We start from the raw sequence: 24269 nt of genomic DNA, 5'->3' as shown, positions 1-24269 counted from the left end.
TCAGGAACTGTGATCGACCGCATCTGCGTTAAGTAAGGTCAAAAGCGTCACTACACTTCGCCAATACACCGCTTTCGCGCTACCGTGACGCAGCCACGACGGGGAATGCACATGGCACCATCGCAGGACACGGACGAAGATGTCGGCTTGCTGCGGATCGGCCTGTTCTTCGATGGCACCCGCAACAACGCACACAACCTGGCACGCGGTCGCCCACAGGTTCCGCAGCCACGCCCGGCGCAGCTGCGCGCGGATGATGATTCGACCTACCAGAGCCGGCTGACCAGCAGCTACGACAACGGCCTGACCAACATCGCGCGCCTGCAGCAGCTGTATCCGGACAGCCGCCGCGATGCGATGGCCGCGCCTTGGCTGTCGATCTATGTCGAGGGCGTGGGGACCCGCGATGAAGCCGATGACGACCTGATCGGACTGGCCTTCGGCATCGGTGCCAGTGGCGTTCGCGCGAAAGTGCAGCGCGCGCTGCAGGTGCTGCTGCCGGCGGCACTGGCCGAGCTGTCCGCGCGCTGGCAGCGACCGCTGCGTGGCGTGCAGCTGGATCTGTTCGGCTATTCGCGCGGTGCTGCCGCGGCACGTGATATCGCAAACCAGCTGCAGGCCTGGGACAGCGCGCGCTGGCGCCAGCTGCTGCAGGGCGCCGGCCTGCCCTGCACTGCGGACTTCGCCGCCGTCACGCCGGTGCTGCGCTTCATCGGACTGTTCGACACCGTGGTTGCAGTCAATGGTGGCCGCGCCGATGAACACCCGCAGCTCGCCCTGCGCAGTGGCATCGCGGCACACGTCGTGCAACTGGCCGCGCGTGACGAGCATCGCCAACACTATCCATTGACCAGCGTCGCGCCAACGTTCACCGAGATCGCCCTGCCCGGCGTGCACGCCAACATCGGCGGTGGCTACAACCAGTTGGAAGAAGGGCCCAAGCTGCTCAGCCGTCCACGCCGGCAGCAGCTGCGTCGCCCGCCGGTTTCCGACTACCAGGTCCCCCCACTGGCGTTGCTGCAGGCCACCACGGCCTACGCCGAAACGCAGGCCGACGCCGAACGCTGGCGGCAGCAGCTGGGCGTGGGTGAAAAGGAGATCTGGGTGGATGTCTGGCACCAGTGGCAGCAGCAGCGTCGCGCCGGCAGCCGCAGCGTGCTGTTGTCGCCGGTGCTGTATGTGACCGCCGCGGTGGTGCTGCGTCGGCGCATCGACTGGCGTTACCAGCTGATCGCACTGCAGGTGATGCAGCAGCAGGCCATCGATGCTGGCGTGCAATGGACCGCCAATGCCGCTGGAGTTCCCGGCTGGGAGCTGCCGTCCGCCCTGCAGCCGATCGCACGCCGACTGGTTGCCGGACAGCCGCTGACGCAGACACAGGAGGCGCTGCTGCGACGGCGTTACCTGATGCAGTCGGCGCACTGGAACTTCGATGCACTGGGCGACACCGCACTGACCTACGCCGCCGATGCCGGCGTCAGCGAACTGCCGTACCGGCCGGGTCCCGGCCTGTTCTACATCAACCGGCCAACGGTGGATGGCAAGCGCGTGGTGTTGCCAAACGCATGAAAAAAGGGACGGAGGGGATTAAGTCGTTTGTGCCACAAACGACTTAATCCCCTCCGTCCCCTTTTCTTCAACCGGCCTGTTCAATCAGGTTGGCCAACTCATCCGCATCGAACCCGGCCAGCAGGCGCGCTTCGATGTTGAATGGCCCATGCAGGTAGCCGCCGGCGTACTCCACCAGCAGTTCCTTGAAGCGCGCACGCGGCTCGACAGCGGCGCGGTCGCAGTACCAGCGATACCAGCGCGAACCGGCAGCGACGTGCGCCACTTCCTCGCGCAGGATCACTTCCAGCACATCGGCGGTTTCGCCATCGCCGACATTGCGCAGCTTCCCGATCATGCCGGGCGTTACGTCCAGGCCGCGCGCTTCCAGCACGCGCGGCACCAGCGCCATGCGTGCCAGGCCGTCATGGGCGGTCTTTTCGCACATTTCCCACAGGCCGTTGTGCGCTGGGAAATCGGCATAGTCGTGACCATGCACCTGCAGGCGTTCGCGCAGCAGCATGAAGTGCCGCGATTCGTCGTCGGCACAGCTGACCCAGTCGGCATGGAACGCCGGCGGCAGGCCACGGAAGCGGTATACCGCATCCCAGGCCAGGTCGATCGCGTTGAGTTCGATATGGGCGATGGCGTGGATGAAGGCGGCACGCCCTTCCACACCGCCCAGTCCACGCCGCGGCACTTCACGCGGATGCACCAGCACCAGCTGCGCCGGCCGGCCGGGCATGCGGATCGGCTCCGGCGGCGGTGCATCGGCCTCCACCTTCAGGCGGCCAGCACGGAACGCGGCGGCATAGGCCTGGGTCAGCGCCACCTTGCGCAGCGGGTCGGCTTCGGCCAGGCACTGCTGCGCAGCGCGCAGCAGGTCGCCACCAACGTCGGGTACATCGACCACGCCTGGACCTCAGGCGCGGCGCTTGTGCTTGGCGTCGTCCGAACGCAGCTGCTGGATGCGCTCGAAGTAGCCCGGCTCGATACCCGTCGGGTAGTGGCCGTTGAAGCAGGACGAATCGAAGTTGCGCAGCGCCGGGTTGCCCTCGCTCACCGCCGCTTCCATGTCTTCCAGGTCCTGGTAGATCAGCCAGTCGCAGCCCAGGTGGGCTTCGATCTCTTCCACGGTGCGGTTGTGCGCGACCAGCTCTTCGGCCGCCGGCATGTCGATGCCGTAGATGTTCGGGTAGCGCACCGGCGGTGCCGCGCTGGCCAGGTAGACCTTGCGCGCGCCCGCATCACGGGCCATCTGCACGATCTGCTGGCTGGTGGTGCCGCGCACGATCGAATCGTCCACCAGCAGCACCACGCGGTTGCGGAACTCCAGGTGGATCGGGTTGAGCTTGCGGCGCACCGACTTCACGCGTTCGCCCTGGCCCGGCATGATGAAGGTGCGGCCGATGTAGCGGTTCTTGATGAAGCCTTCGCGGTACTTCACCCCGAGCACGTTGGAGATCTCCAGCGCGGCATCGCGCGAGGTATCCGGGATCGGGATGATGGTGTCGATGTCGTGGTCCGGGCGCAGGCGCAGGATCTTCTCGCCCAGCTTGATGCCCATGCGCATGCGCGCCTTGTGTACCGAGACGTTGTCGATCATCGAATCCGGGCGCGCGAAGTACACGTATTCGAAGATGCACGGGGTGTGCTCGGCCGGCTCGGCGCAGATCTCCGAGAACAGCTCGCCACGCGCGGTGATCACCAGCGCTTCGCCCGGCTGCACGTCGCGCACGCGCTGGAAGCCCAGCACGTCCAGCGCGGCCGACTCGGAGGCGACGATGTACTCGTCACCTTCGGCGTGGCTGCGCTTGCCCAGTACCAGCGGCCGGATGCCATGCGGGTCGCGGAAGGCGACCAGGCCCAGGCCCAGCACCACGCTGACCACCGCATAGCCACCCTTGCAGCGGCGGTGCACGCCGGCCACCGCGCGGATGGCCGCTTCCGGGCTGAGCTGGCGCTGCTGCTCCAGTTCATAGGCGAACACGTTCAGCAGCACTTCGCTGTCCGAATCGGTGTTGACGTTGCGGCGGTCCTGCTCGAACACCTGCTGGCGCAGCGCTTCGGTGTTGATCAGGTTGCCGTTGTGGGCCAGCGCGATGCCGTACGGCGAATTGACGTAGAACGGCTGTGCCTCGTCCATGCCTTCCGAACCGGCGGTCGGGTAGCGCACATGGGCGATGCCGACGCTGCCTTCCAGGGTGGACATGGTGCGGGCATCGAACACATCGCGGACCAGGCCGGTGGCCTTCTGCACGCGCAGGCGGCTGCCGCTGGCGGTGGCGATGCCCGCCGCATCCTGGCCACGGTGCTGGAGAACGGTCAAGCCGTCATACAACTGCCCGGCGACGTTCTGGTTGCCGACGATTCCGACGATGCCACACATGGTGCGAGGTCTCCGCTGGGCTGTGCCCAGTTACAAGGAAGGTGGCCGTACCTGGCCGCGGTGGTCGCCGCGCGCGCGGTCGACGTTGGCCGGATCGCCCGGCTCGATACTGTCCGGCAGTGCAGGAGCGTCCGGGCGCACTTCGGCCGGATCGTAGGAATCGCCCTGTTCCGCTTTCGCAGGCCGCAGCCATCCGCTGCCTGCCACTACCTGGTTGAGGATGCCATTATCGCCTGCCGCGCCCGGCTTTCCCAACCCGGCGCCTGCGTTCTTGCCCAACTCCATCAATGCAGATGGGGACAGCGCGTCGGTCGGCAAGGCCTTGGGCAGCAGATCGCCCCCGGGAACCTCCCAGTGCGGCAGTTTGCGGTTCATCCAGGCCACGGTCGGGTTCAGCAACGGACGCACCGCCGAGCGCTGCCACGAGGGTTCGGCGGTCAGCGGGGTGAAGCTGCCCAGCAGCAGCAGGACCGCGGCGATCAGGCCGCCTCGCACCGCGCCCAGCACCCCGCCCAGCAGGCGGTCCAGGCTGGTCAGCATGCTGCGGTGGACCAGGGCCTTGATGACCATGCCGATCACCGCGACCACGATCATCACGCCGATGCCGACCCCCAGGTAGCCACCGACGAAGTGCTCGCCTCCGGGGGCCGCCGGCGCGGCCCACCAGTGGGCCGCGTCATTACCGAAGGCGAAGGCCGCCCACGCGGCCAGCAGCCACGACAGGGTGCCGATGACGATTCCGACGAAGCCGCGCAGCATCCCCAGCAGGGTCGAGGCGGCGATCACGATCAGCAGCACCACGTCGATCATGGCGCCCCTCTCCTTCGGCGGCGCTGGCAACGGGGCTGCGCGTGGGTCATGGGTGCGGTCGGACCATGCCGGCCACGCCGACCTTGGCGGCGACCTGCGCCTTCAGCTGCTCGGCGTCAGCGCGGTTGGCCACCGGCCCGACGCGGACGCGATGCAGGGTTCCCTTGTCCGTGCGCACCTGCTCGACGAAAGCGCTGAAACCAGCGGCACGAACCTTGTCGCGCAGGGCATTGGCATCGTTGGCCTGACCGAACGCGCCCAGCTGCACGGCAAAGCCGACGCCGCTGGCAGCCGGTGCTGCCGGTGTGGTCGGCACCGTCGCCGGCTTGCTGGCGGTGGCCTCCGGCTTCGGTTCGGGCTTCGGCGCCGGCTTCGGCGGTTCCGGCTTGGCGGCCGGCGGCGCGGTCGCCGTTGGCGTGCTCGGCGGCAGGCTTTCGCTGCGGACCGGGTTGCCGCTGGCCGAGGGCGCAACAGCTGCGGACGGGGTGCTGGCGCTCGGCGCAGCCGGTGCCGGGGTGGCCGCAACCGGGGCACTGCTGCCGGCCGCCGCGTCCAGGGTGATCACTTCGGCCTTCACATCCGCACGGATCTTCACCGCCTGCAGGCGGGCCGCTTCGGCCTGGGCACGGTCGGCGTAAGGTCCAACGCGCACGCGCCATGCCTGGCGGCCGTTGATGGTGGCCGCTTCAGCGAAGCCCGGCAGCTGCGAGCGCTTCAGGTAGGCGATCACCGCATCGGCGTCGGCCTTGCTGCCGTAGGCACCGAAGGTGACCGCATAGTTGCCGGCGGCGACTGCCGGCGAGGTGTCCACGGTCGGCGGCGTAGCCGGCGTGGCAGCCTCCTGCAGCGGCTTGGCCTGCCCGGTCTGCAGGCCGGTGGCACCACCGGCCGGGGCGACCAGAGGCAGCTCACGGGTTTCGAACTGGCCATCGGCCGGCGCATCCGGCGCGGCGATCGGCACATTGGCGACACCGCTGTCAGGTGCGGGTCCCTTGACCAGCATCGGCAGGAAAATCACGGCCAGTGCCACCAGCACGATGGCACCAATCAGACGCTGTTTCAGAGGCGTATCCACGTGAGGCAGGCAACTGTCCGGAGATTGCCGTCGATTATACGGGTGCCGGACCGGCCGGCGTCGGCGTTGGCTGAACGCGGATCAGGCGTCGCCCTGCAGCCACTGCAGGGCCGCAGCGGCGGTATGGAAGGAGCCGAACACCAGCACCCGGTCACCCCGCTCAGCCTGGGCCAGCACCTGCGCCAGGGCCTGTTCGACGCTATCGGCCAGCGGTGCCTTGGCCGCCACCGTACCGCTCAGGCGTGCCTGCAGCTGAGCGGCGCTCTGTCCACGCGGACCGTCCAGCCCGGCCAGGGTCCACTCGCCCACCACGTCCTGCAGGGCCTGCACCACACCCGCCGCGTCCTTGTCCTGCAACGCGGCGTACACCGCCAGGGTGCGGCCGGCTGACACTTCGGCCTTCAGCGCACGCGCCAGCTGGCCCGCCGCCTGTGGGTTGTGGCCCACGTCCACGCGGATCTGCACGCCGTCGCGCTCGAATGCCTGCATGCGGCCGGAGATACGCGCTGCTGCGATGCCCGCGGTCCACGCAGCACGCGGCACCGGCTTGTCCAGCGCGCGCAGGGCGGCGATGGCAGCACCGGCATTGGCCAGCTGGATCGGGCCGGCCAGCGCCGGGGTCGGCAGCTCCATGCGCAGGCCGACGTCGCGCCAGCGCCAGCGCTGGGCGTCGATCGGCTCGTAGAAGTAATCGCTGCCGCCGCGGATCGCGTTGGCACCGACCAGATAGGCACGCGCCAGCACGCTGGACGGCGGATCGGTCTCGCCCAGGATCACCGGCTTCCAGCCACGGATGATGCCGGCCTTCTCGGCGCCGATCGCTTCGCGGTCCTCGCCCAGCCACTCGGCATGGTCGATGTCCACGGTGGTGATCACCGATACATCGGCGTCGACGATGTTGACCGCATCCAGGCGGCCGCCCAAGCCCACTTCCAGCACCGCCAGGTCCAGCCCGGCGTCGGCGAACAGCTGCAAAGCAGCGAGCGTGCCGTACTCGAAATAGGTCAGCGTGGTGTCGCCGCGTGCCGCTTCGACGGCATTGAACGCAGCAACCAGCGCCGCATCGTCCACGTCCTGCCCGTCGATGCGCACGCGCTCGTTGTAGCGCAGCAGGTGCGGCGAGGTGTAGGCACCCACCTTCCAACCGGCAGCACGGCCGATGGCCTCGATGAAGGCCACGGTGGAGCCTTTGCCGTTGGTGCCACCGACCACGATGGTGCGCCCGGCCGGCGCGCCAAGACCCATCGCCGTGGCCACAGCGCGCACGCGTTCCAGGCCCATGTCGATGGTCGCCGGGTGCTGGCGTTCAATGTAATCCAGCCAATCGGCCAGGGTGGTCGGGGTGTTCGTCACGGCAGTGCTTCCAGCAGGTACAGGTGGTTCGGTGTGGCGGGTCAGAGTGCGCGGTGCTTGGCTTCGCCGAAGAACGGCGTGTGGTGGGCGCAGTCGTTCAGGCGCACCACTTCCAGGCTGTCCAGGTCGGCGCCTTCGAGCAGGTTGAGCGTGGTCGGTGCCTGGCGGAAGGTCCACAGGCGGGAAATCGGCAGGCCCAGCACCTTGCACAGGATCACGCGGTTGACCGCATCGTGCGCAACCACCAGCAGGGTGTCGTGCTCGCCGAGGCCTTCGGTGGCACGGGCCAGACCACGCCAGCTGCGTTCCAGCACCAGCCGCAGCGATTCGCCACCGGGCATCAGCACGGTATCGGGCTCCTCGCGCCAGGCCTGCAGGCGCGACGGATCCTTTTCGTTGATCTCGCTGGCGAGCAGGCCTTCCCACTCACCGTGGGCGATTTCCTGCAGCTCCGGCTCGGTCAGCAGCATGTCGGCACGCGCGGCGCCAAGCGCCAGCTGCGCGGTGCGCTGCGCGCGCGACAGCGGCGAGGCGACGGCACGGGTGATGTCCACCGAGGCCAGGCGGGCACCCAGTGCCTGGGCCTGGGCTTCACCGATCGGCGAAAGCGGAATATCGATCTGGCCCTGGTAGCGGCCTTCGGCGTTCCATGGCGTTTCGCCGTGGCGGGCAAGCAGGATGCGCATGCGTGCAAGGGGTCCTGGGGGGAGGAGGTTTCCGCGTTTCGTTCACATCCTGTGAAGTACGCGGAACAGGGATGATACCTGTTCGGCGCACCGGGCCGGGCCGGGCATGAAAAAACCCCGCGACCTGCGTCGCGGGGTTTCGGAAACTCCGGCTATCTGGTCGAGGTTGCCGGCCAGCGGCCGGCACTACCCTCGGTACAGGCAGTAGATCCACGCCATGCGTGGATGGACCGCCCGGAACCGCGAACCTTACTTGACCAGGTTCAGTTCCTTCAGCAGCTGCGGCGCCGGCGCCACTTCCTGCATGATCCACTGCATGTAGCGGCTGTCGACGGCGATCATGCGGGTCATCACCGGGTCGAACACCCAGTTGGAGCTGACCGATTCCCAGTTGCCATCGAAGGCCAGGCCGACCAGCTTGCCGTTGGCGTCCAGCACCGGCGAACCCGAGTTGCCACCGGTGATGTCCAGGTTGGACAGGAAGTTCACCGGCACCGAACCAATGCGCTTGTCTTCCAGGCCGCCGTAACGCTTGGCCTTGACTGCATCAAGCAGCGCCTTCGGCGAATCGAACGGATCCTCACCGGTTTCCTTCGCCGCCACGCCTTCCAGGGTGGTGAACGGGGTGTACTTTACGCCGTCCTTGCCATAGCCCATGACGTTGCCGAAGGTGATGCGCAGCGACAGGTTGGCGTCCGGGTAGACGAACTCACCCTGGCTCTTCTTGTAGTCGGCCACGGCCTGCAGGTACAGCGGGCGCGCGGTCAGCGATTCGCCTTCGCGGATCTTCTTCTGCTCTTCCTGCTTCAGCAGCGCCGGCATGACGGCCACGGCGTACTGGATGGCCGGATCGTTGCTGGCCTCAAACGCGGCGCGGTCGGCCTTGAACCATTTCAGGCGTGCGTCCAGGCTGCCCAGCTCGGTGCCCGACAGCTTGCCCACCAGCGACTTCACCGCAGCGGCATCGCTGCCGGCCAGCCACTTGTTCAGCACTTCGTTGTCGCGCTGTGCGGCCGGCAGGGCCACGTACTGGTCCAGCCAGTAGGCCTGCAGCTGCTGATCCATCTTCGCCACGTAGCGGCGGTCCATCTGCTTCAGGCCACCTTCGATGGTGGTCAGGTCGCGTTCCTGGTAACCGGCTTCGCGTTCGGCATCCGGTTTGCTGCGCTCGATCGACAGGCGGTACAGGGTGATCGCCGCGCCAACGGCCGAGGTGTTGTTGAACTGACCGACGAACAGGTCGCGTTCGCGGGTCGACTTGCTGGTATCCAGATGCTTGAGCAGCTGCGCGTGGGCGGCCAGGGCCGGCTTGCCGGCAGCACCCTGCTTCTTCAGCCAGGCCAGCACGGCGGCTTCTTCAGCCTGCTTCTGGCCGGCGGCGTCGATGCGCTTGAAGCCTTCCAGCTGGCCCAGGTAGTTCTTGGCCACGTTGTTCATGCTGGCGGCGGTCGCTGCGTACTTCACCTTGACGTCGGCGTCGGCCTTGCCGGCATCGGCGATCATCTTCAGCACCGCGTTGTAGTGCTTGGCGATGGACGGGTAGGTGAAGCTGGCGGTTTCGTTGAACTCACCGGCCAGTGCATAGCGGTTGGTGCGGCCGGGGTAGCCGGCCACCATCACGAAGTCGTCGGCGCCCAGCGGCTGGTCGGCGAACTTCAGGAAGTGCTTGGGCTGGTACGGCACGTTGTCGGCGGCGAAGGCGGCCGGCTTGCCGTCCTTGCCCACATAGGCGCGGTAGAACGAGAAGTCGCCGGTGTGGCGCGGCCACATCCAGTTGTCGACGTCGCCGCCGAACTTGCCGACGCTGCCCGGGGGCGCGTAGACCAGGCGCACGTCCTTGATTTCCATGTTGCGGAACAGGCGGTAGGTGTTGCCGCCGGAGAAGCTGTACAGGCGGCAGCGGAAGCCGGCATCGGCTTCACAGGCGGCGACCTGGGCCTTGTCGAAGGCGTCCAGCGCGCGGCTGCGGGCCAGCGGATCGTTGCCGGCGCCAGCAATGGCGGCCTTGGCCTGGGCGGTGACGTCGGTGATCTGGTCGAGCACGAACACGCGGGCGTTCGGGCCGGCGCTCAGTTCGTCCTTCAGGGTCGGCGCGTTGAAGCCGTCCTTGATCAGGTTCTTCTGCGCGGTCGAATTCAGCTGGATGGCGCCATAAGCGCAGTGGTGGTTGGTGACTACCAGGCCCTGCGGCGAGACGAAGCTGGCGGTGCAGCCGCCGAGGGCGACGACGGCGCCCATCGGGTCGCCGGTCAGGTTGGCCAGCTGTTCCGGGGACAGCTTGAGGCCGGCCTTCTGCAGCGGGCCGGCGATTTCCGGCAGCTGCTGCGGCACCCACATGCCTTCAGCGGCATGGGCGACCTGGGCCAGCCCAAGGCTGGCGACGATGGAGAATGCAAGCAGGTTCGAGCGCATGGAGCGGCCCCTGGTAGTGGAACCTTCGATTGTAGCCCGCCGCCCTGCCCCGGCCCGAACCCCGGAAGTCATGGGCCTGCTTCTTGCTCTGCCACGCGCACGTGGGCCGCGCACACGGAAATCGTCCAGAGGGGGCGTGGTCACCCTCCCCCGAACCAGGGAGACGCTGCTGTTCGCAGCACGTTCGAAACGCCCGCCGGCGCACGCCTTTCGTTCCGCCACTGCACCCGCAGCGCAACATGGGAAATCCGCGCGGCACCCTATAATCCGCGCTTTCCCCCTGATGAGTTCCACCCCGATGGCGCAGCAAACGATGAAGGCCCTGGTCAAGCGCGAAGCGGCCAAGGGCATCTGGCTGGAAGAAGTTCCGGTTCCGACCCCGGGCCCGAACGAGGTCCTGATCAAGCTCGAGAAGACCGCGATCTGCGGCACCGACCTGCACATCTACCTGTGGGACGAGTGGAGCCAGCGCACCATCAAGCCGGGCCTGACCATCGGCCACGAATTCGTCGGTCGCGTCGCCGCACTCGGCTCGGCCGTGACCGGCTATGAAATCGGCCAGCGCGTCTCGGCCGAAGGCCACATCGTCTGCGGCCACTGCCGCAACTGCCGTGGCGGCCGCCCGCACCTGTGCCCGAACACCGTCGGCATCGGCGTCAACGTCAACGGCGCCTTCGCCGAGTACATGGTGATGCCGGCCAGCAACCTGTGGCCGATCCCGGACCAGATTCCGTCCGAGCTGGCCGCGTTCTTCGATCCGTACGGCAACGCCGCGCACTGTGCGCTGGAGTTCAACGTGATCGGTGAAGACGTGCTGATCACCGGCGCGGGCCCGATCGGCATCATCGCCGCCGGCATCTGCAAGCACATCGGTGCGCGCAACGTGGTGGTGACCGACGTCAACGACTTCCGTCTGAAGCTGGCCGCCGACATGGGTGCCACCCGCGTCGTCAACGTGGCCAACCAGTCGCTGAAGGACGTGATGAAGGAGCTGCACATGGAGGGCTTCGACGTCGGCCTGGAAATGAGCGGCAACCCGCGCGCGTTCAACGACATGCTCGACTGCATGTACCACGGCGGCAAGATCGCCATGCTCGGCATCATGCCCAAGGGCGCCGGCTGCGACTGGGACAAGATCATCTTCAAGGGCCTGACCGTGCAGGGCATCTACGGCCGCAAGATGTACGAGACCTGGTACAAGATGACCCAGCTGGTGCTGTCCGGCTTCCCGCTCGGCAAGGTGATGACCCACCAGCTGCCGATCGACGACTTCCAGAAGGGCTTCGACCTGATGGAAGAAGGCAAGGCCGGCAAGGTCGTGCTCAGCTGGAATTGACCCTTCGGGTCAATTCCCCCGCAGGTCTCCTTATCCCCGCGCCGTCGGCGCGCCCCCTTGAACAACAAGGGGGCTCTCCCCCAGCCGGGGTAAGGCATGCTGCTGGAATTGAAAAAGGCGCCCATTGGGCGCCTTTTTCGTAAAGCGTGCCAGGCAAGCCTGGCACCTACCGTAACGCCTGCGGCGTTACTTGCCGACGGCGACGCTCAGCATCACGCGGCTGTGGGCCAGCTTGCCGGAGTTGTCGCGGCCGTTGCCGTCGGTGCCGTAGTAACCCAGGCCGACCTTGGCCATCCCGAACTGGCGCTCAACGCCGACATTCCAGTCGGTGTAATCCTTGGCGATGCCGTCTTCAAACGTGCTGCGACCGACGTTGGCATTCAGGGTGAAGTCCTTCGGCAGGCCCCAGCTGCCGCCCAGGCCGAAGTACCAGCCATCGGTGCTGCTGTTCCATACATCGTTGGTGTAGGCCACCGTCAGCTTGTAGGTGTCATCCAGCGTGGTGGTGGTGATCAGCTCGTTGTAGTTCTGGTGGCTGGACTTCAGGTAGGTGTAGCGGTTCAGCAGCACGTCGACGTTGACGCGCTCGGTGACGTCCACGCCGTAGCCGATCAGGTAGTCGACCTCGGTCTTCGGATCACCTGCACCGAAGTCCACGCCCGAACCCCACACGCCGGCATACAGGCCAACCGGGCTGGTGTAGGTGAAACCGGCCTGCAGGGTCGGATCCTCGTCGGTCTGCGACACACCACGGAACAGGTAATCGGAAACAGCGGTGACGTTCCAGCTGTACGGCGATTCGTTTTCCTGTGCGCAGGCGGCGAACGGGGCGGCCAGGGTCAGGGCAGCGGCAATGGCGAGGCAGGCACGGGCGTGCTTCATGGGCGTCTCCGAGGGTGGCGGGGGCGGGAAGGGGGAGCGGGCAACCGGCGCCAGACAGGCACGGTTCACGAATTTTTAACCCGTTTGCTATTGCGATGCAACATGTGCCACCCGTGGCGGTGCCCTGCCCGGCCCGGTCGAAGGCCGTCGTAGCCCGGTAGAATCAACGGTTTCCCCGTTCAGAGCCGTGCCCACGCCATGACCGACGCCTCCTCCGCCCTGACCCGCCACTACGCCGAGGAACTGGACGCCATCCGCGCCCAGGGCCTGTTCAAGTCCGAGCGGATCATCACCAGCCCGCAGTCGGCCGAGATCACCCTCGAGGATGGCCGCAAGGTGCTGAACTTCTGTGCCAACAACTACCTGGGCCTGGCCGACCATCCGGACCTGATCCAGGCCGCCAAGGATGCGCTGGATACCCACGGCTTCGGCATGGCCTCGGTGCGCTTCATCTGCGGCACCCAGGACCTGCACAAGCAGCTGGAGAAGCAGATTGCCGACTTCTTCGGCAAGCAGGACACCATTCTGTACGCGGCCTGTTTCGACGCCAACGGCGGCCTGTTCGAACCGCTGCTCGGTGAGAACGACGCGATCATTTCCGATGCACTGAACCACGCCTCGATCATCGACGGCGTGCGCCTGTGCAAGGCCAAGCGCTTCCGCTACGCCAACTGCGACATGGCCGACCTGGAAGCCCAGCTGCAGGCCGCCGATGCCGCCGGCTGCAAGACCAAGCTGATCACCACCGACGGCGTGTTCTCGATGGACGGCTTCATTGCGCCGCTGGACGAGATCACCGCGCTGGCGAAGAAGTACAACGCGCTGGTGCACATCGACGAATGCCACGCTACCGGCTTCCTCGGTGCCACCGGCCGCGGCTCGGCCGAAGTGAAGGGCGTGCTGGAAAAGATCGACATCATCACCGGCACCCTGGGCAAGGCCATGGGCGGCGCAATGGGCGGCTTCACCTGCGCCAGCGCCGAGGTGATCGAGCTGCTGCGCCAGCGTTCGCGGCCGTACCTGTTCTCCAACTCGCTGCCGCCGCATGTGGTGGCCGCCGGCATCAAGGCGTTCGAGATGCTGGCCGCCGCTGACGACCTGCGCGACACCCTGGTGGAGAACACCCGCTACTTCCGCGAAAAGATGGTCGCCGCCGGTTTCGACGTGAAGCCGGGCGTGCACCCGATCAGCCCGGTGATGCTGTACGACGCGCCGCTGGCGCAGAAGTTCGCCGAGCGCCTGCTCGAAGAAGGCATCTACGCGATCGGCTTCTTCTTCCCGGTGGTGCCCAAGGGCCAGGCGCGCATCCGCACCCAGATCAGCGCTGCGCACAGCCGCGAGCACCTGGACCGCGCGATCGATGCGTTCACCCGCATCGGTGTCGAGCTGGGCGTGATCAAGGGTTGATCCCCACCGGCCAAAGCGTGCCGACCAAGGTCGGCACCTACCAGGCGTGAGGGCGTGCCGACCGAGGTCGGCACCTTCCCGGCATCACTTCTTTTTCTTCTTGCCCTTCGGCTCGTCCTTGCTGGCCACCACCACCGGCTTGGCGGCAGCATCCTGGCCGTTGCCCTTGGCAACGCGGATGCCGTTGGCCTTCATCCAGGCGTCGAACTCGTCGGCGGTCATCTTCTTGTCGCCGTTGCTCATCAGGAAGCGGTAGCTGCCGCGACCATCCAGCTCCGGGGTCTTCACTTCCACCACCGGGGTCTCGGCCGGCATTTCCGCCTTGGCCACCTTCTTGTGGCCACCACAGGCGGTCAGCAGCACCATCGGCAGCAGCAGGCCTGCGCAGCGCAGGGTTTGGTTGAGGGTCGGGTGGTACATGGCAGGCTCCGTTCGGGAAATTCAGCAGCCAGACGCCCCCTACGCCTGGAACGGTGGCCGGCAACCGCCGGCCGCGGGCGATGATCAGCCCGGTGCAGCGGCCCCCAGCCGCGGCTGGTCACTGACCTCCAGCACCCGCCACTGGCCCTTGCCGAGATCGCCGAGCTGCAGCCCGCCGATCGCAACCCGGACCAGGCGCAGCACCTGCAGGTCGAAGGCCGCCAACAGGCGGCGGATGTGGCGGTTGCGGCCCTCGTCGAGGACCACCTCCAGCCACGCGGTCTTATCGCCGCTGCGCAGCACGCGCACAGCCTGGGCGACGAGGAACTCGCCCTCGTCTTCGACACCGGCGCGCAGCGCGGCCAGGGTGTCCTCATCGGGCAGACGATCCACCTGCACGTGATAGGTCTTCTGCGGGCCGGTCTCTGGATCGGTCAGGCGCGCGGCCCACTGCGGATCGTTGCTGAACAGCAACAACCCTTCACTGGCCTTGTCCAGGCGCCCGACCGGCGCGATCCACGGCAGGCCGGCACCATCGAAGCAGCGGTACACGGTGTCGCGGCCACGTTCGTCCTGCGCGGTGGTCACCACCCCACGCGGTTTGTTGAGCATCAGGTACAGGCGCTGCGGCGCGCCCATCGGCTGGCCATCGACCTCGATCGGCGGCGCCGGCTGCCCAATCGGGAATTCGGGATCCCGCACGATGCGGCCGGAGACGCGCACGCGGCCATCGGCGATCCAGCGCGCGGCCTCGCTGCGCGAACACACGCCGGCCTTGGACAGCACGCGCGCCAGACCATGACGGACACCGGCGGCTGTGGCAGCGGGAGTCGCACGCCCACGCGGTGCGTGGGAGCGGGCGGCGGGGGCGGCAGGTGGGCGGCGCGTGCGCAAGCCTCTGCTCCCCGCGGTGCTTACTTCTTGTCGACCGGCTTGGTCTCAGCCGGTGCTTCGGCCGGGGCCGGAATGGCGGCCGGAGCCGGACGCGCCTTGACCACACGCACGCCACGCGCCTTCATCCAGGCGTCGAACTCTTCGGCGGTCATGCGCTTGCCGTTCTGGCTCATGTCGAAGCGCCAGGGCGTGTTGTCGAATTCGGTCTGCGGCTTGTAGGCCGCCGGATCATTCGGCTTCACTGCAGGGGCGCTCGGAATGGCCTTGGCGATGTTCTGGCAGCCATCGATGCGCAGGCGCTGCAGCACCTGGTCCAGCGACTGCGACGGATCGTAGTTGCTGCTCAGCACGCCGGCCGGCATGCCCAGCTGGTTGCCACGGATGTAGAGCTCGTCGGCCACCGGCGCGATGGTCGTGGCCGGCAACGGCAGCGGCGAGGCGCTGGTGTTGACCGAGCAATCGACCGCAGCGTGGGCGGCGGGAACCAGGGCCAGCGCCAGGACGGCGGCCGATGCAGAGCGCAGCATGAAGGGCATCCAGAAAAGGAAGTGACGCGGCGAGTTTAGCAATGCCGCGACAGCTTTCAAGCGCCACTTTCAATGAATACGGCAACCCATTGGTTTTACGGACAAAAACCCGACGAACGGTTACCCCGGACCGGCAGGCACCGGATTCCGGGCCGCAGAAACAACAAGACCCGGCCGAAGCCGGGTCCTGCTGTGTCCTACTGGCAGAGCGTCAGAACTTAGTTCTGGACGTTCAGCTCGGTACGACGGTTCTTGGCGCGACCTTCCGGGTTGTCCGAACCATCCGGGTTGGTGTTCGGAGCAATCGGACGGCTCTCGCCGTAGCCGATCGGGCCGACCAGGCGACCGGCGTCAACGCCGTTCTTGGTCAGGTAGTTGTACACGGCGGTAGCGCGACGCTCCGACAGCTTCTGGTTGTAAGCGTCGGTACCCTTCGAGTCGGTGTGACCGGCAACTTCAACGCGCAGATCCGGGTAACGCTTCAGGATCTCGGTGGCTTCGCTCAGGATCGCCACGGCGTCCGGACGCAGGTTCGACTTGTCGAAGTCGAAGTTGACGCCCTTCAGGTCGATGGAGACCGGAACCGGGCAACCGTCCGGACCGATGGTCTGACCCGGCTGCGAGTTCGGGCACTTGTCGTCGCAGTTGTTGACGCCGTCACCGTCGTCATCCAGGTCGGCGCAGCTCGGGGCAACCGGAGCCGGAGCCGGAGCAGCCGCGACCGGAGCCGGGCCCAGCGGGATCACGACGCCGACCGAAGCCAGCACGTCACCGAACCAGTCTTCCTTCGGAGCGGCAACGCTCTGGTCGTCGAAGTCAGCGCGGTAAGCCACTTCGGCGCGGACAGCAACGCGCTTTTCGAAGGTGGTCTGCAGGCCGACGCCCAGCTTGGCGGCAACGTTGCCGTCCTTACGCTGGCGCGGACCGTTGGCATTCAGCGCCGGGTACTCTTCTTCCGACTTCTGGTAGCCCAGGCCACCGACGATGTACGGGTTCCAGCCGCGGCCTTCCTTGATGAAGTGGCGACGCAGGTCCAGCGAGACGCCGTACTGCGACCAGTTCAGGTCCTTGTTCGAATCGAAGTTCGGGTTCTGATAGTTCAGCTCACCGTCCAGCGACCAGTTCGGGCTGATGAACTTGCCCAGGCCCAGGGTCACGAACGGAGCGTCATTGGTCAGACGGTCGCTGTCCTGGAAGTTGAAGCCGGCCGAACCGGTCAGGTACCAGCGGTCATCGAACTCCTGCGCCGAAGCTGCCTGGGCAAAAGCCAGGCCGCCCAGCAGCGCGGCAGTAAGGATCTTCTTGTTCATTGAGTACAGCTCCTATTTCGGGGGTATGAAACCGGTAGAGGCATGGGCCAGCACAAGTGCGTCGATGTACGACAGCCGATTCAGCACGCCACCGCCGCGAACATTATGCTCAGGCGGGTGAAGGCCATGTTAACAGTCCCGTAACATGTGAAGTGTTGCGCCCGACCGTCCGCCGGTCCGACGTTGAAACCCTATACAGGATGATGAAAATCCGCAAGACCCTCACGCTGCAAGGGTTTGACGGGGTTTAGGCGGGGAAAACGACATATTGCGCGGCGCGCTGCATCAAACGGTTCAGCGCGCCTGCGGAAACGTGAGGAACCTTATGATGGAGCCACGAACCCAGCCGGAGCCGTGATGAAAGCCGTCGCCCTGAGTCGTGAATCCGCCACTGCCCTGTGCGATATCCACCTGCCTCCGCCGCTGCCTCCCCGGGGCCGTGACCTGCTGGTCCGGGTCGAGGCGGTTTCAGTCAACCCCGTCGATGGCAAGCAGCGCGCCAGCACGGATCCGGCCACGCTCCAGGCACCCCGCGTGCTGGGTTGGGACGCTGCCGGCGTGGTCGAGGCAATCGGCGACGAGGCGAGCCTGTTTGCCTCCGGTGACGAGGTTTATTACGCAGGCGATGTCACCCGCCCCGGCTGCAATGCGCAGTACCACTGGGTGGATGAACGCCTGGTCGCGCGCAAGCCAACCACGCTGGATTTCGCTGAAGCCGCAGCGCTGCCGCTGACCACGCTCACCGCCTGGGAGCTGCTGTTCGAGCGCATGCCGCTGCGGCTGGACGATCGCCGCCACGCCGGCCAGCACCTGCTGGTGATCGGCGGTGCGGGCGGGGTCGGCTCGATGGCAATCCAGCTGGCCCGCCATGCGGGTTTCGAGGTGATCGCCACGGCGTCGCGCGAGGCCTCGGCCGACTGGTGCCGGCAGATGGGTGCCCGGCACGTGATCGACCACCGGCAACCACTTCAGGCCCAACTGCAGGCGCTGGGCATCGACACGGTGCAGGTCGCACTCAACCTGGCCGACACCGATCACTACTGGGACGAACTGGGCCTGCTGCTGGCGCCGCAGGGACATGTGGGCCTGATCGTCGAGCCGCGTGGGCCGCTGCGCATCGGCGATCCCTACAAAGCCAAGTGCATCGGCATCCACTGGGAGTTCATGTTCGCGCGCTCGCGCTTTGCCACTGCCGACTGCATCGAGCAGCACCGCATCCTCAGCCGCACGGCCAGCATGATCGATGCCGGCCAGCTGCGCGGCACCCTCAGTGAAAGCCTGGGCCCGATCAATGCGGCAAATCTGGACATCGCGCATCAGCGCCTGGCCAGCGGACGCACGGTGGGCAAGCTGGCGCTGGCAGGCTGGGGCGACTGAGCCAGGCTGGAGCGCCGCTGTAAAGCCGAGCCCATGCCCGGCCGTGCGGTCTGATCGTAGCGTCGAGCGTGCTCGACTGATTCATCAGGAGCAGTCGAGCATGCTCGACGACACTGTAGCGGCGGATTGGTCGGCATCTGTATCTATGGAAGTGACTGGATCGGAATTACGGTGGAAACAGATTCCTCTCCCCCGAGACCGTCATGCCCACCGCCCTGCCCTTGCGCCTGCTGCAACTGATCACCGGCCTGTTCCTGTACGGCTTCGGCGCCTCGCTGATGATCCGTGCGGCCATCGGCGTGGCGCCCTGGGACGTGCTGTCGCAGGGCATCGCCGCGCAGACGCCGCTGTCGTTCGGCCTGGCGACCAATGTCATCGGCGCACTGGTGTTGCTGCTGTGGTGGCCGCTGCGGCAGAAGCCGGGTGTAGGGACCGTTCTCAACGTGATGCTGATCGGCCCCTCCGCGCAGTTCGGGCTATGGCTGCTGCCGCCGGCCGTCGGCCTTGGCTGGCAGCTGGCGATGTTCTGCGCGGGCATGCTGCTGGTCGCGCTGGCCACCGGCCTGTACATCGGCGCCAGGCTTGGCCCTGGCCCGCGCGACGGCCTGATGACCGGCCTGCATGCCCGCACCGGCTGGCCGATCTGGAAAGTGCGCAGCCTGATCGAAGGCAGCGTATTGCTGCTGGGCTGGTGGCTGGGCGGCAATGTTGGGCTCGGCACCCTCGCCTTCGCCCTGCTGATCGGTCCGCTGTGTGGTGTCACGCTGGGCTGGTTCGGGATCGGTCGCACCCCGGTAGTGCCGGCCGCTGGCCGGCAGCCGCAGTCCCCCTGAGCTGATCGGGATGCCGGCCAGCGGCCGGCACTACCGCCCCCGGAGTTCGGGGGCAGCGCCGCAGGCGCGGGGGCGTGGAGGCCGGTAAGTGGGGCCCGCGGTTCGCGCAGCGAATTGCGGGAGCGACAGCACGCATGTGCCGAGCGTACCCGGCCAGCGGCCGGCACTACCCCCCGGAGTTCGGGGGCAGCGCCGCAGGCGCGGGGGCGTGGAGGCCGGTAAGTGGGGCCCGCGGTTCGCGCAGCGAATTGCGGGAGCGACAGCACGCATGTGCCGAGCGTACCCGGCCAGCGGCCGGCACTACCCAAAGGCCGGCCCTTGCCCCGGCCGCCGTTTCGCGGCACGCTTCGCGCTTCCGTACGCAAGCGTATCGACAATGTCGCCAGCCAACGAAAGCGCCTACCCCCATCTGTTCGCCCCGCTGGACCTGGGCTTCACCCAGCTGCGCAACCGCGTATTGATGGGCTCGATGCACACCGGCCTGGAGGATCGCGCCCGCGACTTCCCGCGGCTGGCGGCCTACTTCGCCGAACGCGCCGAGGGCGGTGTCGGCCTGATCGTCACCGGCGGCTTCGCGCCGAACGTGGTCGGCTGGCTGAAGCCGTTCGGCGGCAAGCTGTCCTGGCCCTGGGAAGTACGCCCGCACCGTCAGCTCACCGCCGCCGCGCACCAGCACGGCGCGAAGATATGCCTGCAGCTGCTGCATGCCGGCCGCTATGCCTACCACCCTCTGTCGGTGGCGCCGTCGAAGCTGAAGGCACCCATCAACCCGTTCACCCCGCGTGCGTTGTCGGCCAGCGGCGTCGAGCGCCATATCGCCGACTACGCACGCAGCGCGAAGCTGGCCCGCGAGGCTGGCTACGACGGTGTGGAAGTGATGGGCTCGGAGGGCTACCTCATCAACGAGTTCATCGCCCCGCGCACCAACAAGCGCACCGACCGCTGGGGCGGCGATGCCAACCAGCGCATGCGCTTCGCGGTCGAGATCGTGCGCCGCATCCGCGAGGCCTGTGGCCCGGACTTCATCATCATCTACCGCCTGTCGCTGGTGGACCTGGTGGAGGACGGCAGCAACTGGGAGGAAATCGTGCAGCAGGCGCAGGCCATCGAGGCCGCCGGCGCGACGATCATCAATTCCGGCATCGGCTGGCACGAAGCCCGTATTCCGACCATTGCCACCTCGGTGCCGCGCGCCGCCTTCGCCGGGGTCACCGCCAAGCTCAAGCCGCATGTGAAGGTGCCGCTGGTGGCGACCAACCGCATCAACATGCCCGACGTCGCCGAGCGCATCCTCGCCAGCGGCGGTGCCGACATGGTGTCGCTGGCGCGTCCGCTGCTGGCCGACCCGCAATGGCCGAACAAGGCCCGTGCCGGCCGCGCCGAGGCGATCAACACCTGCATCGCCTGCAACCAGGCCTGCCTGGACCACGTGTTCGAGAACAAGCTGGCCAGCTGCCTGGTCAATCCGCGCGCCGCCCACGAGACCGAGCTGGTCTATCGCCCCACCGCCACGCCGAAGAAAGTTGCCGTGGTCGGTGCTGGCCCGGCAGGCCTGGCGTGTGCCACCGTCGCTGCCCAGCGCGGCCACCAGGTCACCCTGTTCGATGCCAACGAGGAGATCGGCGGCCAGTTCAACGTGGCCAAGCGCATCCCCGGCAAGGAAGAGTTCCACGAGACCCTGCGCTACTTCCGCCACACGCTGGCCGAAACCGGCGTGCAGCTGCGCCTCGGCACCCGCGCCGATGCCGCCACCCTGACCGGCTTCGACGAGGTGGTGCTGGCCACCGGCATCACCCCGCGCAAGGTCGACTTCCCCGGCGCCGACCACGCCAAGGTGGTCAGCTACCTGGACGTGCTGCTGGGCCGGGTTGAAGTGGGCACCAATGCGGCGATCATCGGCGCCGGCGGCATCGGCTTCGATGTCGGCGAGTTCCTCAGCCACGCAGGTGAGTCCCCCTCCCTCGACCCGCAACGCTGGATGGCCGAATGGGGCGTGGACAGCGCGTTCGAGGCCCGCGGCTCGCTGGGCCGGCCCGAGGTCGAGGCGTCACCGCGTCGGCTCTGGCTGCTGCAGCGCAGCCCGGGCAAGCCCGGCGCGCGACTGGGCAAGACCACTGGCTGGATTCACCGCGCCACACTGAAGGCCAAGGGCGTGCGCATGCTCGGTGGCGTCGAGTACCTGGGCGTGGACGACGAGGGCCTGCGCATCCGCGTGGAAGGCAGCGAACAGCTGCTGCCGGTCGACCATGTGGTGATCTGCGCCGGGCAGGAACCGAACCGTGCATTGCAGGCCGAACTGCAGGCCGCCGGCATCAACGCGCAGCTGATCGGGGGTGCCGATGTGGCCGCCGAACTGGATGCGAAGCGCGCCATCGACCAGGGCAGCCGGGTGGCCGCCGCGCTCTGATGAGCGCCTGAATGGGGGGCGGAATGTGATTTCCGTCACCCCTGCCGAACCTGAATGTCAAGCCGGGCGGTTCACGATGCGTTCGGCTATCCCCCCCTACCTTGCGCCATCTTTCCGCTCACCAGCCAGTTTCCGGTGAGCCGGCGCAGCCCCTCGATCGGTACTGATCGTTTCTTTTGGGGCTGCCCACGGGGCGGCCCCGATGGCCGCCTCCCCATGACGCCAAGTCGTACCCCGCCTCCTGTCGCCCCCGCGGCCGGAACCGGAGCGTGCGGCCCATACGGAGCAAGGAGTTATATGAAACTGGCCTGGATTCTCTGGCTGTCGCAGTTGTTGCCTCAGCCGGCCGCTGATTCATTGTGTTTGAGCACCACCGTTTACCTGGAAGCCCGCGACCAGACCCTGCGTGGCCAGCAGGCCGTCGCCGAGGTCGCCCTGCGCCGCCTCGACAGTGGCCTGTGGGGCGACTCCATGTGCCAGGTGGTCACCGCGCGCAAGCAGTTCGCACCGACCATCGTCTCGCCCGGCACCCAGCTGGGCAATGATGCGGCCTGGAGCGAGGCGATGAACGTGGCCTTCGACGCCGAGCGCAACTGGGCGCTGCCGGCCGGCGAGCGCCGCGAGATCGTGCCCGGTGCCAGCCACTTCGCCGCGCTGTCCATTGCCAGCCCGAACTGGCGCAATGCCTACCAGGTGGCCACCATCGGCGATCACACCTTCTATAAGGTGCAGAACCTCAAGCCGCGGCAGTCGTAACGATCCGTGCTGGCGGCAGCGTTGCCGCCCGCTGGCAAGCTCTGGGATAGTGGGCGTTTCCCGCCCGCATCACCTGGAGTTCCCATGAAGCTGTACAGCAAGCCCGGTGCCTGTTCCACCGCCGACCACATCGCCCTGCAGTGGACCGGCCAGCCGTTCGAGGTTGAACTGCTGAACAAGGACACCCTGAAGGGCCCGGAATTCCTCAAGATCAATCCGGCCGGTGCCGTCCCCGCACTGGTCGACGGCGACTTCGTGCTGCTGCAGAACGCCGCGATCATGGGCTATATCGCCGACAGCTTCCCGCAGGCCGGCCTCGGCGGCGACGGCAGCCCGCGCCAGCGCGCCGAAGCCACCCGCTGGCTGGCCTTCGTCAATTCGGACGTGCATCCGGCTTTCTCGCCGCTGTTCGCCCCGGGCAAGTTCATCGCCGACGAGAGCCAGTTCGATGCGATCCGCGCCGCCGCACACAAGCGCCTGCGTGGCCTGTTCGAGACCGCTGACAAGCAGCTGGCCGACAAGCCCTGGCTGGCCGGTTTCCGCAGCTTCGCCGACCCGTACTTCTACATCACCCTGCGCTGGGCCGCCGGCACCAGGGTCGACCTGTCCGGCCTGGACAACCTGGCCGCCTACAAGGCACGCATGGACGCCGATGCCGGCGTGCAGGCCGCGCTGAAGGCCGAGGGCCTGGCCTGATCCAGACCATGGGTCGGAGCCGTCTGCGCAGCAGACGGCTCTGCCCCCATCGGTGCAATCGCCACACTCAGCCGATCTGGCGGATCACTTCGCCCTTGGCATCGCGCAGGTAGGTCGGCACCACTTCGATGCGCAGCGCCGCCGCCACCGGGTAGATGCCGCGCTCGGCCCGCACGCCTGCCAGGGCTTCCAGACCCGTCTCGTCCAACGCCCAGCGCGCGCTGTCGGCCGATACCTCGCCGGTTTGACCGCGCGCGGCCGGAATGAATTCCCACTGCCGCTCGCGGCTGACCAGTTCCAGTGATTTGCCGTGGCGCAGGCGCAATGGCAGCAGCTCGCACACGCTGGCCACCTGGCCCGCACCGAGCACCAGGGTGGTGACGCCCGCCTCCTGGCGCCAGTCCAGCGTCTCGATGAACAGCATGCCGGTGCTGGAGCCCTCGCGCTCGCTGCCGGTCTGCACCTGTGCAGCCAGTGCCGGACCCTCCAGCAGGTTGCCGCGATGCAGGTCGCTGATCCACAGCGGCATCGCCGGTTGCAGCGCCTGCAGCACGCCGCGCGTCGACCAGCGCTTGACCGCTTCCATCTCCTCATCGGTCAACCCGACCAGCTGCAGGAACTGCAGGTGGCCATTGGCGGTGTCGCGTGCGGGCAACTGCGGATCTGCGACGAAGGCCAGATGGCACAAGCGCGTGTTGGTCTCCAACGCGATCGGGCCGTTGGCGTTGAGGTGGTGGCCATCCTCGAACACGTTGCCACTGCCGAACACATAGCGCGCCAGGTTCTGCAGCAGGTTCATCGGCCACACCGGTGGCGTGCTGCCGGCGTTCTCACCGGCGTCGGCAGCGAGGCGGAAGGTCAGCTCGAAACCATAGCCACTGGCGGTGGCATCACTGCTCTCCTTTGCGTACAGCTCGGAGAAGCCGTAGGTGATGTAATGCCAATGCGGTACCGGCGCATCCGCCCAGTACACGCTGATGCCATCGAGCGGATCCTGGCCACCGAGCGTGTACGGAAGCGCGGTGCCGAAGTGACGCGGTTCCTGCCCGGCATACAGCGGCGCCAGCGCCGCATTGATCGCGTCCCAGCCGGGGGTATCGGTATCGTCGTGGTCGTCCTGCACGCGGGACTCCTTGTGGGGAAGTGAACCG

Annotated in this window: 21 protein-coding genes; 8 read left to right on the top strand and 13 right to left on the bottom strand. The window is 67.2% G+C overall.

Annotation, left to right across the window (positions count from 1 at the left end):
- Positions 1–111 precede the first annotated feature (111 nt).
- Entirely contained in the window at positions 112–1569 is a 1458-nt protein-coding gene (locus ACZLHH_RS04390; protein ID WP_049462830.1) for a DUF2235 domain-containing protein, read from the top strand.
- A 67-nt stretch (positions 1570–1636) separates the two neighbouring features.
- Here the strand turns inward: ACZLHH_RS04390 and ACZLHH_RS04385 are convergent, their stop codons facing one another.
- The 7 genes from ACZLHH_RS04385 to ACZLHH_RS04355 form a co-directional block, all read right to left on the bottom strand.
- Positions 1637–2461, bottom strand: a complete 825-nt coding sequence (locus ACZLHH_RS04385; RefSeq protein ID WP_049422611.1) for a ferritin-like domain-containing protein — start codon at positions 2459–2461, stop codon at positions 1637–1639.
- 9 nt (positions 2462–2470) lie between these two features.
- Positions 2471–3937 (bottom strand): amidophosphoribosyltransferase, encoded by a 1467-nt coding sequence (gene purF, locus ACZLHH_RS04380; RefSeq protein ID WP_032129068.1) that lies wholly within the window; start codon positions 3935–3937, stop codon positions 2471–2473.
- A 30-nt stretch (positions 3938–3967) separates the two neighbouring features.
- Positions 3968–4747 (bottom strand): CvpA family protein, encoded by a 780-nt coding sequence (locus ACZLHH_RS04375; protein WP_049463446.1) that lies wholly within the window; start codon positions 4745–4747, stop codon positions 3968–3970.
- A gap of 46 nt (positions 4748–4793) precedes the next feature.
- Entirely contained in the window at positions 4794–5822 is a 1029-nt protein-coding gene (locus ACZLHH_RS04370) for an SPOR domain-containing protein (RefSeq protein ID WP_049463442.1), read from the bottom strand.
- An 81-nt stretch (positions 5823–5903) separates the two neighbouring features.
- On the bottom strand, positions 5904–7175 hold the full coding sequence (gene folC, locus ACZLHH_RS04365) for a bifunctional tetrahydrofolate synthase/dihydrofolate synthase (RefSeq protein WP_049463441.1): 1272 nt from the start codon (positions 7173–7175) through the stop codon (positions 5904–5906).
- A 41-nt stretch (positions 7176–7216) separates the two neighbouring features.
- Positions 7217–7861, bottom strand: a complete 645-nt coding sequence (locus tag ACZLHH_RS04360; protein WP_010483945.1) for a histidine phosphatase family protein — start codon at positions 7859–7861, stop codon at positions 7217–7219.
- Positions 7862–8110: 249 nt separating this feature from the next.
- Positions 8111–10273 (bottom strand): S46 family peptidase, encoded by a 2163-nt coding sequence (locus ACZLHH_RS04355; RefSeq protein ID WP_049463439.1) that lies wholly within the window; start codon positions 10271–10273, stop codon positions 8111–8113.
- Between the two features lie 313 nt (positions 10274–10586).
- Here ACZLHH_RS04355 and tdh point away from each other — a divergent pair, with 313 nt between their 5' ends.
- Positions 10587–11609 (top strand): L-threonine 3-dehydrogenase, encoded by a 1023-nt coding sequence (gene tdh, locus ACZLHH_RS04350; RefSeq protein ID WP_010483949.1) that lies wholly within the window; start codon positions 10587–10589, stop codon positions 11607–11609.
- Between the two features lie 186 nt (positions 11610–11795).
- On the opposite strand, the gene ACZLHH_RS04345 is transcribed toward tdh, so the two are convergent.
- On the bottom strand, positions 11796–12491 hold the full coding sequence (locus ACZLHH_RS04345; protein WP_049463438.1) for a TorF family putative porin: 696 nt from the start codon (positions 12489–12491) through the stop codon (positions 11796–11798).
- Between the two features lie 198 nt (positions 12492–12689).
- Between ACZLHH_RS04345 and kbl the strand changes: the two genes are divergently transcribed.
- Positions 12690–13898, top strand: coding sequence for a glycine C-acetyltransferase (gene kbl / locus ACZLHH_RS04340; RefSeq protein ID WP_049463435.1), 1209 nt, complete (start codon positions 12690–12692; stop codon positions 13896–13898).
- Between the two features lie 84 nt (positions 13899–13982).
- Here kbl and ACZLHH_RS04335 read toward each other — a convergent pair whose 3' ends face one another.
- The 4 genes from ACZLHH_RS04335 to ACZLHH_RS04320 all read right to left on the bottom strand — a co-directional run bounded on the left by ACZLHH_RS04335 (position 13983) and on the right by ACZLHH_RS04320 (position 17049).
- Entirely contained in the window at positions 13983–14318 is a 336-nt protein-coding gene (locus ACZLHH_RS04335) for a hypothetical protein (protein WP_049463434.1), read from the bottom strand.
- Between the two features lie 84 nt (positions 14319–14402).
- The gene (locus ACZLHH_RS04330) at positions 14403–15212 is read right to left on the bottom strand and encodes a pseudouridine synthase (protein ID WP_049463432.1); all 810 of its coding nucleotides are present in this window, start codon (positions 15210–15212) and stop codon (positions 14403–14405) included.
- A 20-nt stretch (positions 15213–15232) separates the two neighbouring features.
- Positions 15233–15739, bottom strand: coding sequence for a hypothetical protein (locus ACZLHH_RS04325; protein WP_049463430.1), 507 nt, complete (start codon positions 15737–15739; stop codon positions 15233–15235).
- Positions 15740–15957: 218 nt separating this feature from the next.
- A complete protein-coding gene (locus tag ACZLHH_RS04320; RefSeq protein WP_010483958.1) occupies positions 15958–17049 on the bottom strand; it encodes an OmpA family protein in 1092 nt (363 codons plus the stop codon).
- A gap of 357 nt (positions 17050–17406) precedes the next feature.
- Between ACZLHH_RS04320 and ACZLHH_RS04315 the strand changes: the two genes are divergently transcribed.
- The 5 genes from ACZLHH_RS04315 to ACZLHH_RS04295 all read left to right on the top strand — a co-directional run bounded on the left by ACZLHH_RS04315 (position 17407) and on the right by ACZLHH_RS04295 (position 23118).
- A complete protein-coding gene (locus ACZLHH_RS04315; protein WP_049463678.1) occupies positions 17407–18426 on the top strand; it encodes a zinc-binding alcohol dehydrogenase family protein in 1020 nt (339 codons plus the stop codon).
- A gap of 203 nt (positions 18427–18629) precedes the next feature.
- Entirely contained in the window at positions 18630–19259 is a 630-nt protein-coding gene (gene yczE / locus ACZLHH_RS04310) for a membrane protein YczE (protein ID WP_049463677.1), read from the top strand.
- A gap of 376 nt (positions 19260–19635) precedes the next feature.
- Positions 19636–21666, top strand: a complete 2031-nt coding sequence (locus tag ACZLHH_RS04305; RefSeq protein WP_049461271.1) for an NADPH-dependent 2,4-dienoyl-CoA reductase — start codon at positions 19636–19638, stop codon at positions 21664–21666.
- A 297-nt stretch (positions 21667–21963) separates the two neighbouring features.
- Entirely contained in the window at positions 21964–22422 is a 459-nt protein-coding gene (locus ACZLHH_RS04300) for a cell wall hydrolase (RefSeq protein ID WP_004154513.1), read from the top strand.
- An 84-nt stretch (positions 22423–22506) separates the two neighbouring features.
- The gene (locus ACZLHH_RS04295) at positions 22507–23118 is read left to right on the top strand and encodes a glutathione S-transferase N-terminal domain-containing protein (RefSeq protein ID WP_014036113.1); all 612 of its coding nucleotides are present in this window, start codon (positions 22507–22509) and stop codon (positions 23116–23118) included.
- Between the two features lie 67 nt (positions 23119–23185).
- Here ACZLHH_RS04295 and ACZLHH_RS04290 read toward each other — a convergent pair whose 3' ends face one another.
- Positions 23186–24241: a suppressor of fused domain protein gene (locus tag ACZLHH_RS04290; protein ID WP_049461270.1), complete on the bottom strand. Its 1056-nt coding sequence runs from the start codon at positions 24239–24241 to the stop codon at positions 23186–23188.
- Positions 24242–24269 lie beyond the last annotated feature (28 nt).

The sequence above is a fragment of the Stenotrophomonas sp. 28608_Sma genome (genome assembly GCF_056486185.1).
Note: the sequence above shows the minus strand (reverse complement) of the source record. Positions and strands in the feature narration are given on the sequence as shown.

Coding starts and splice junctions, on each gene's coding strand:
- ACZLHH_RS04390 (WP_049462830.1), top strand. CDS start 112: ATGGCACCATCGCAGGACACGGACGAAGATGTCGGCTTGCTGCGGATC.
- purF (WP_032129068.1), bottom strand. CDS start 3,937: ATGTGTGGCATCGTCGGAATCGTCGGCAACCAGAACGTCGCCGGGCAG.
- ACZLHH_RS04375 (WP_049463446.1), bottom strand. CDS start 4,747: ATGATCGACGTGGTGCTGCTGATCGTGATCGCCGCCTCGACCCTGCTG.
- ACZLHH_RS04360 (WP_010483945.1), bottom strand. CDS start 7,861: ATGCGCATCCTGCTTGCCCGCCACGGCGAAACGCCATGGAACGCCGAA.
- ACZLHH_RS04355 (WP_049463439.1), bottom strand. CDS start 10,273: ATGCGCTCGAACCTGCTTGCATTCTCCATCGTCGCCAGCCTTGGGCTG.
- tdh (WP_010483949.1), top strand. CDS start 10,587: ATGAAGGCCCTGGTCAAGCGCGAAGCGGCCAAGGGCATCTGGCTGGAA.
- ACZLHH_RS04345 (WP_049463438.1), bottom strand. CDS start 12,491: ATGAAGCACGCCCGTGCCTGCCTCGCCATTGCCGCTGCCCTGACCCTG.
- kbl (WP_049463435.1), top strand. CDS start 12,690: ATGACCGACGCCTCCTCCGCCCTGACCCGCCACTACGCCGAGGAACTG.
- ACZLHH_RS04335 (WP_049463434.1), bottom strand. CDS start 14,318: ATGTACCACCCGACCCTCAACCAAACCCTGCGCTGCGCAGGCCTGCTG.
- ACZLHH_RS04325 (WP_049463430.1), bottom strand. CDS start 15,739: ATGCTGCGCTCTGCATCGGCCGCCGTCCTGGCGCTGGCCCTGGTTCCC.
- ACZLHH_RS04320 (WP_010483958.1), bottom strand. CDS start 17,049: ATGAACAAGAAGATCCTTACTGCCGCGCTGCTGGGCGGCCTGGCTTTT.
- ACZLHH_RS04315 (WP_049463678.1), top strand. CDS start 17,407: ATGAAAGCCGTCGCCCTGAGTCGTGAATCCGCCACTGCCCTGTGCGAT.
- yczE (WP_049463677.1), top strand. CDS start 18,630: ATGCCCACCGCCCTGCCCTTGCGCCTGCTGCAACTGATCACCGGCCTG.
- ACZLHH_RS04305 (WP_049461271.1), top strand. CDS start 19,636: ATGTCGCCAGCCAACGAAAGCGCCTACCCCCATCTGTTCGCCCCGCTG.
- ACZLHH_RS04300 (WP_004154513.1), top strand. CDS start 21,964: ATGAAACTGGCCTGGATTCTCTGGCTGTCGCAGTTGTTGCCTCAGCCG.
- ACZLHH_RS04295 (WP_014036113.1), top strand. CDS start 22,507: ATGAAGCTGTACAGCAAGCCCGGTGCCTGTTCCACCGCCGACCACATC.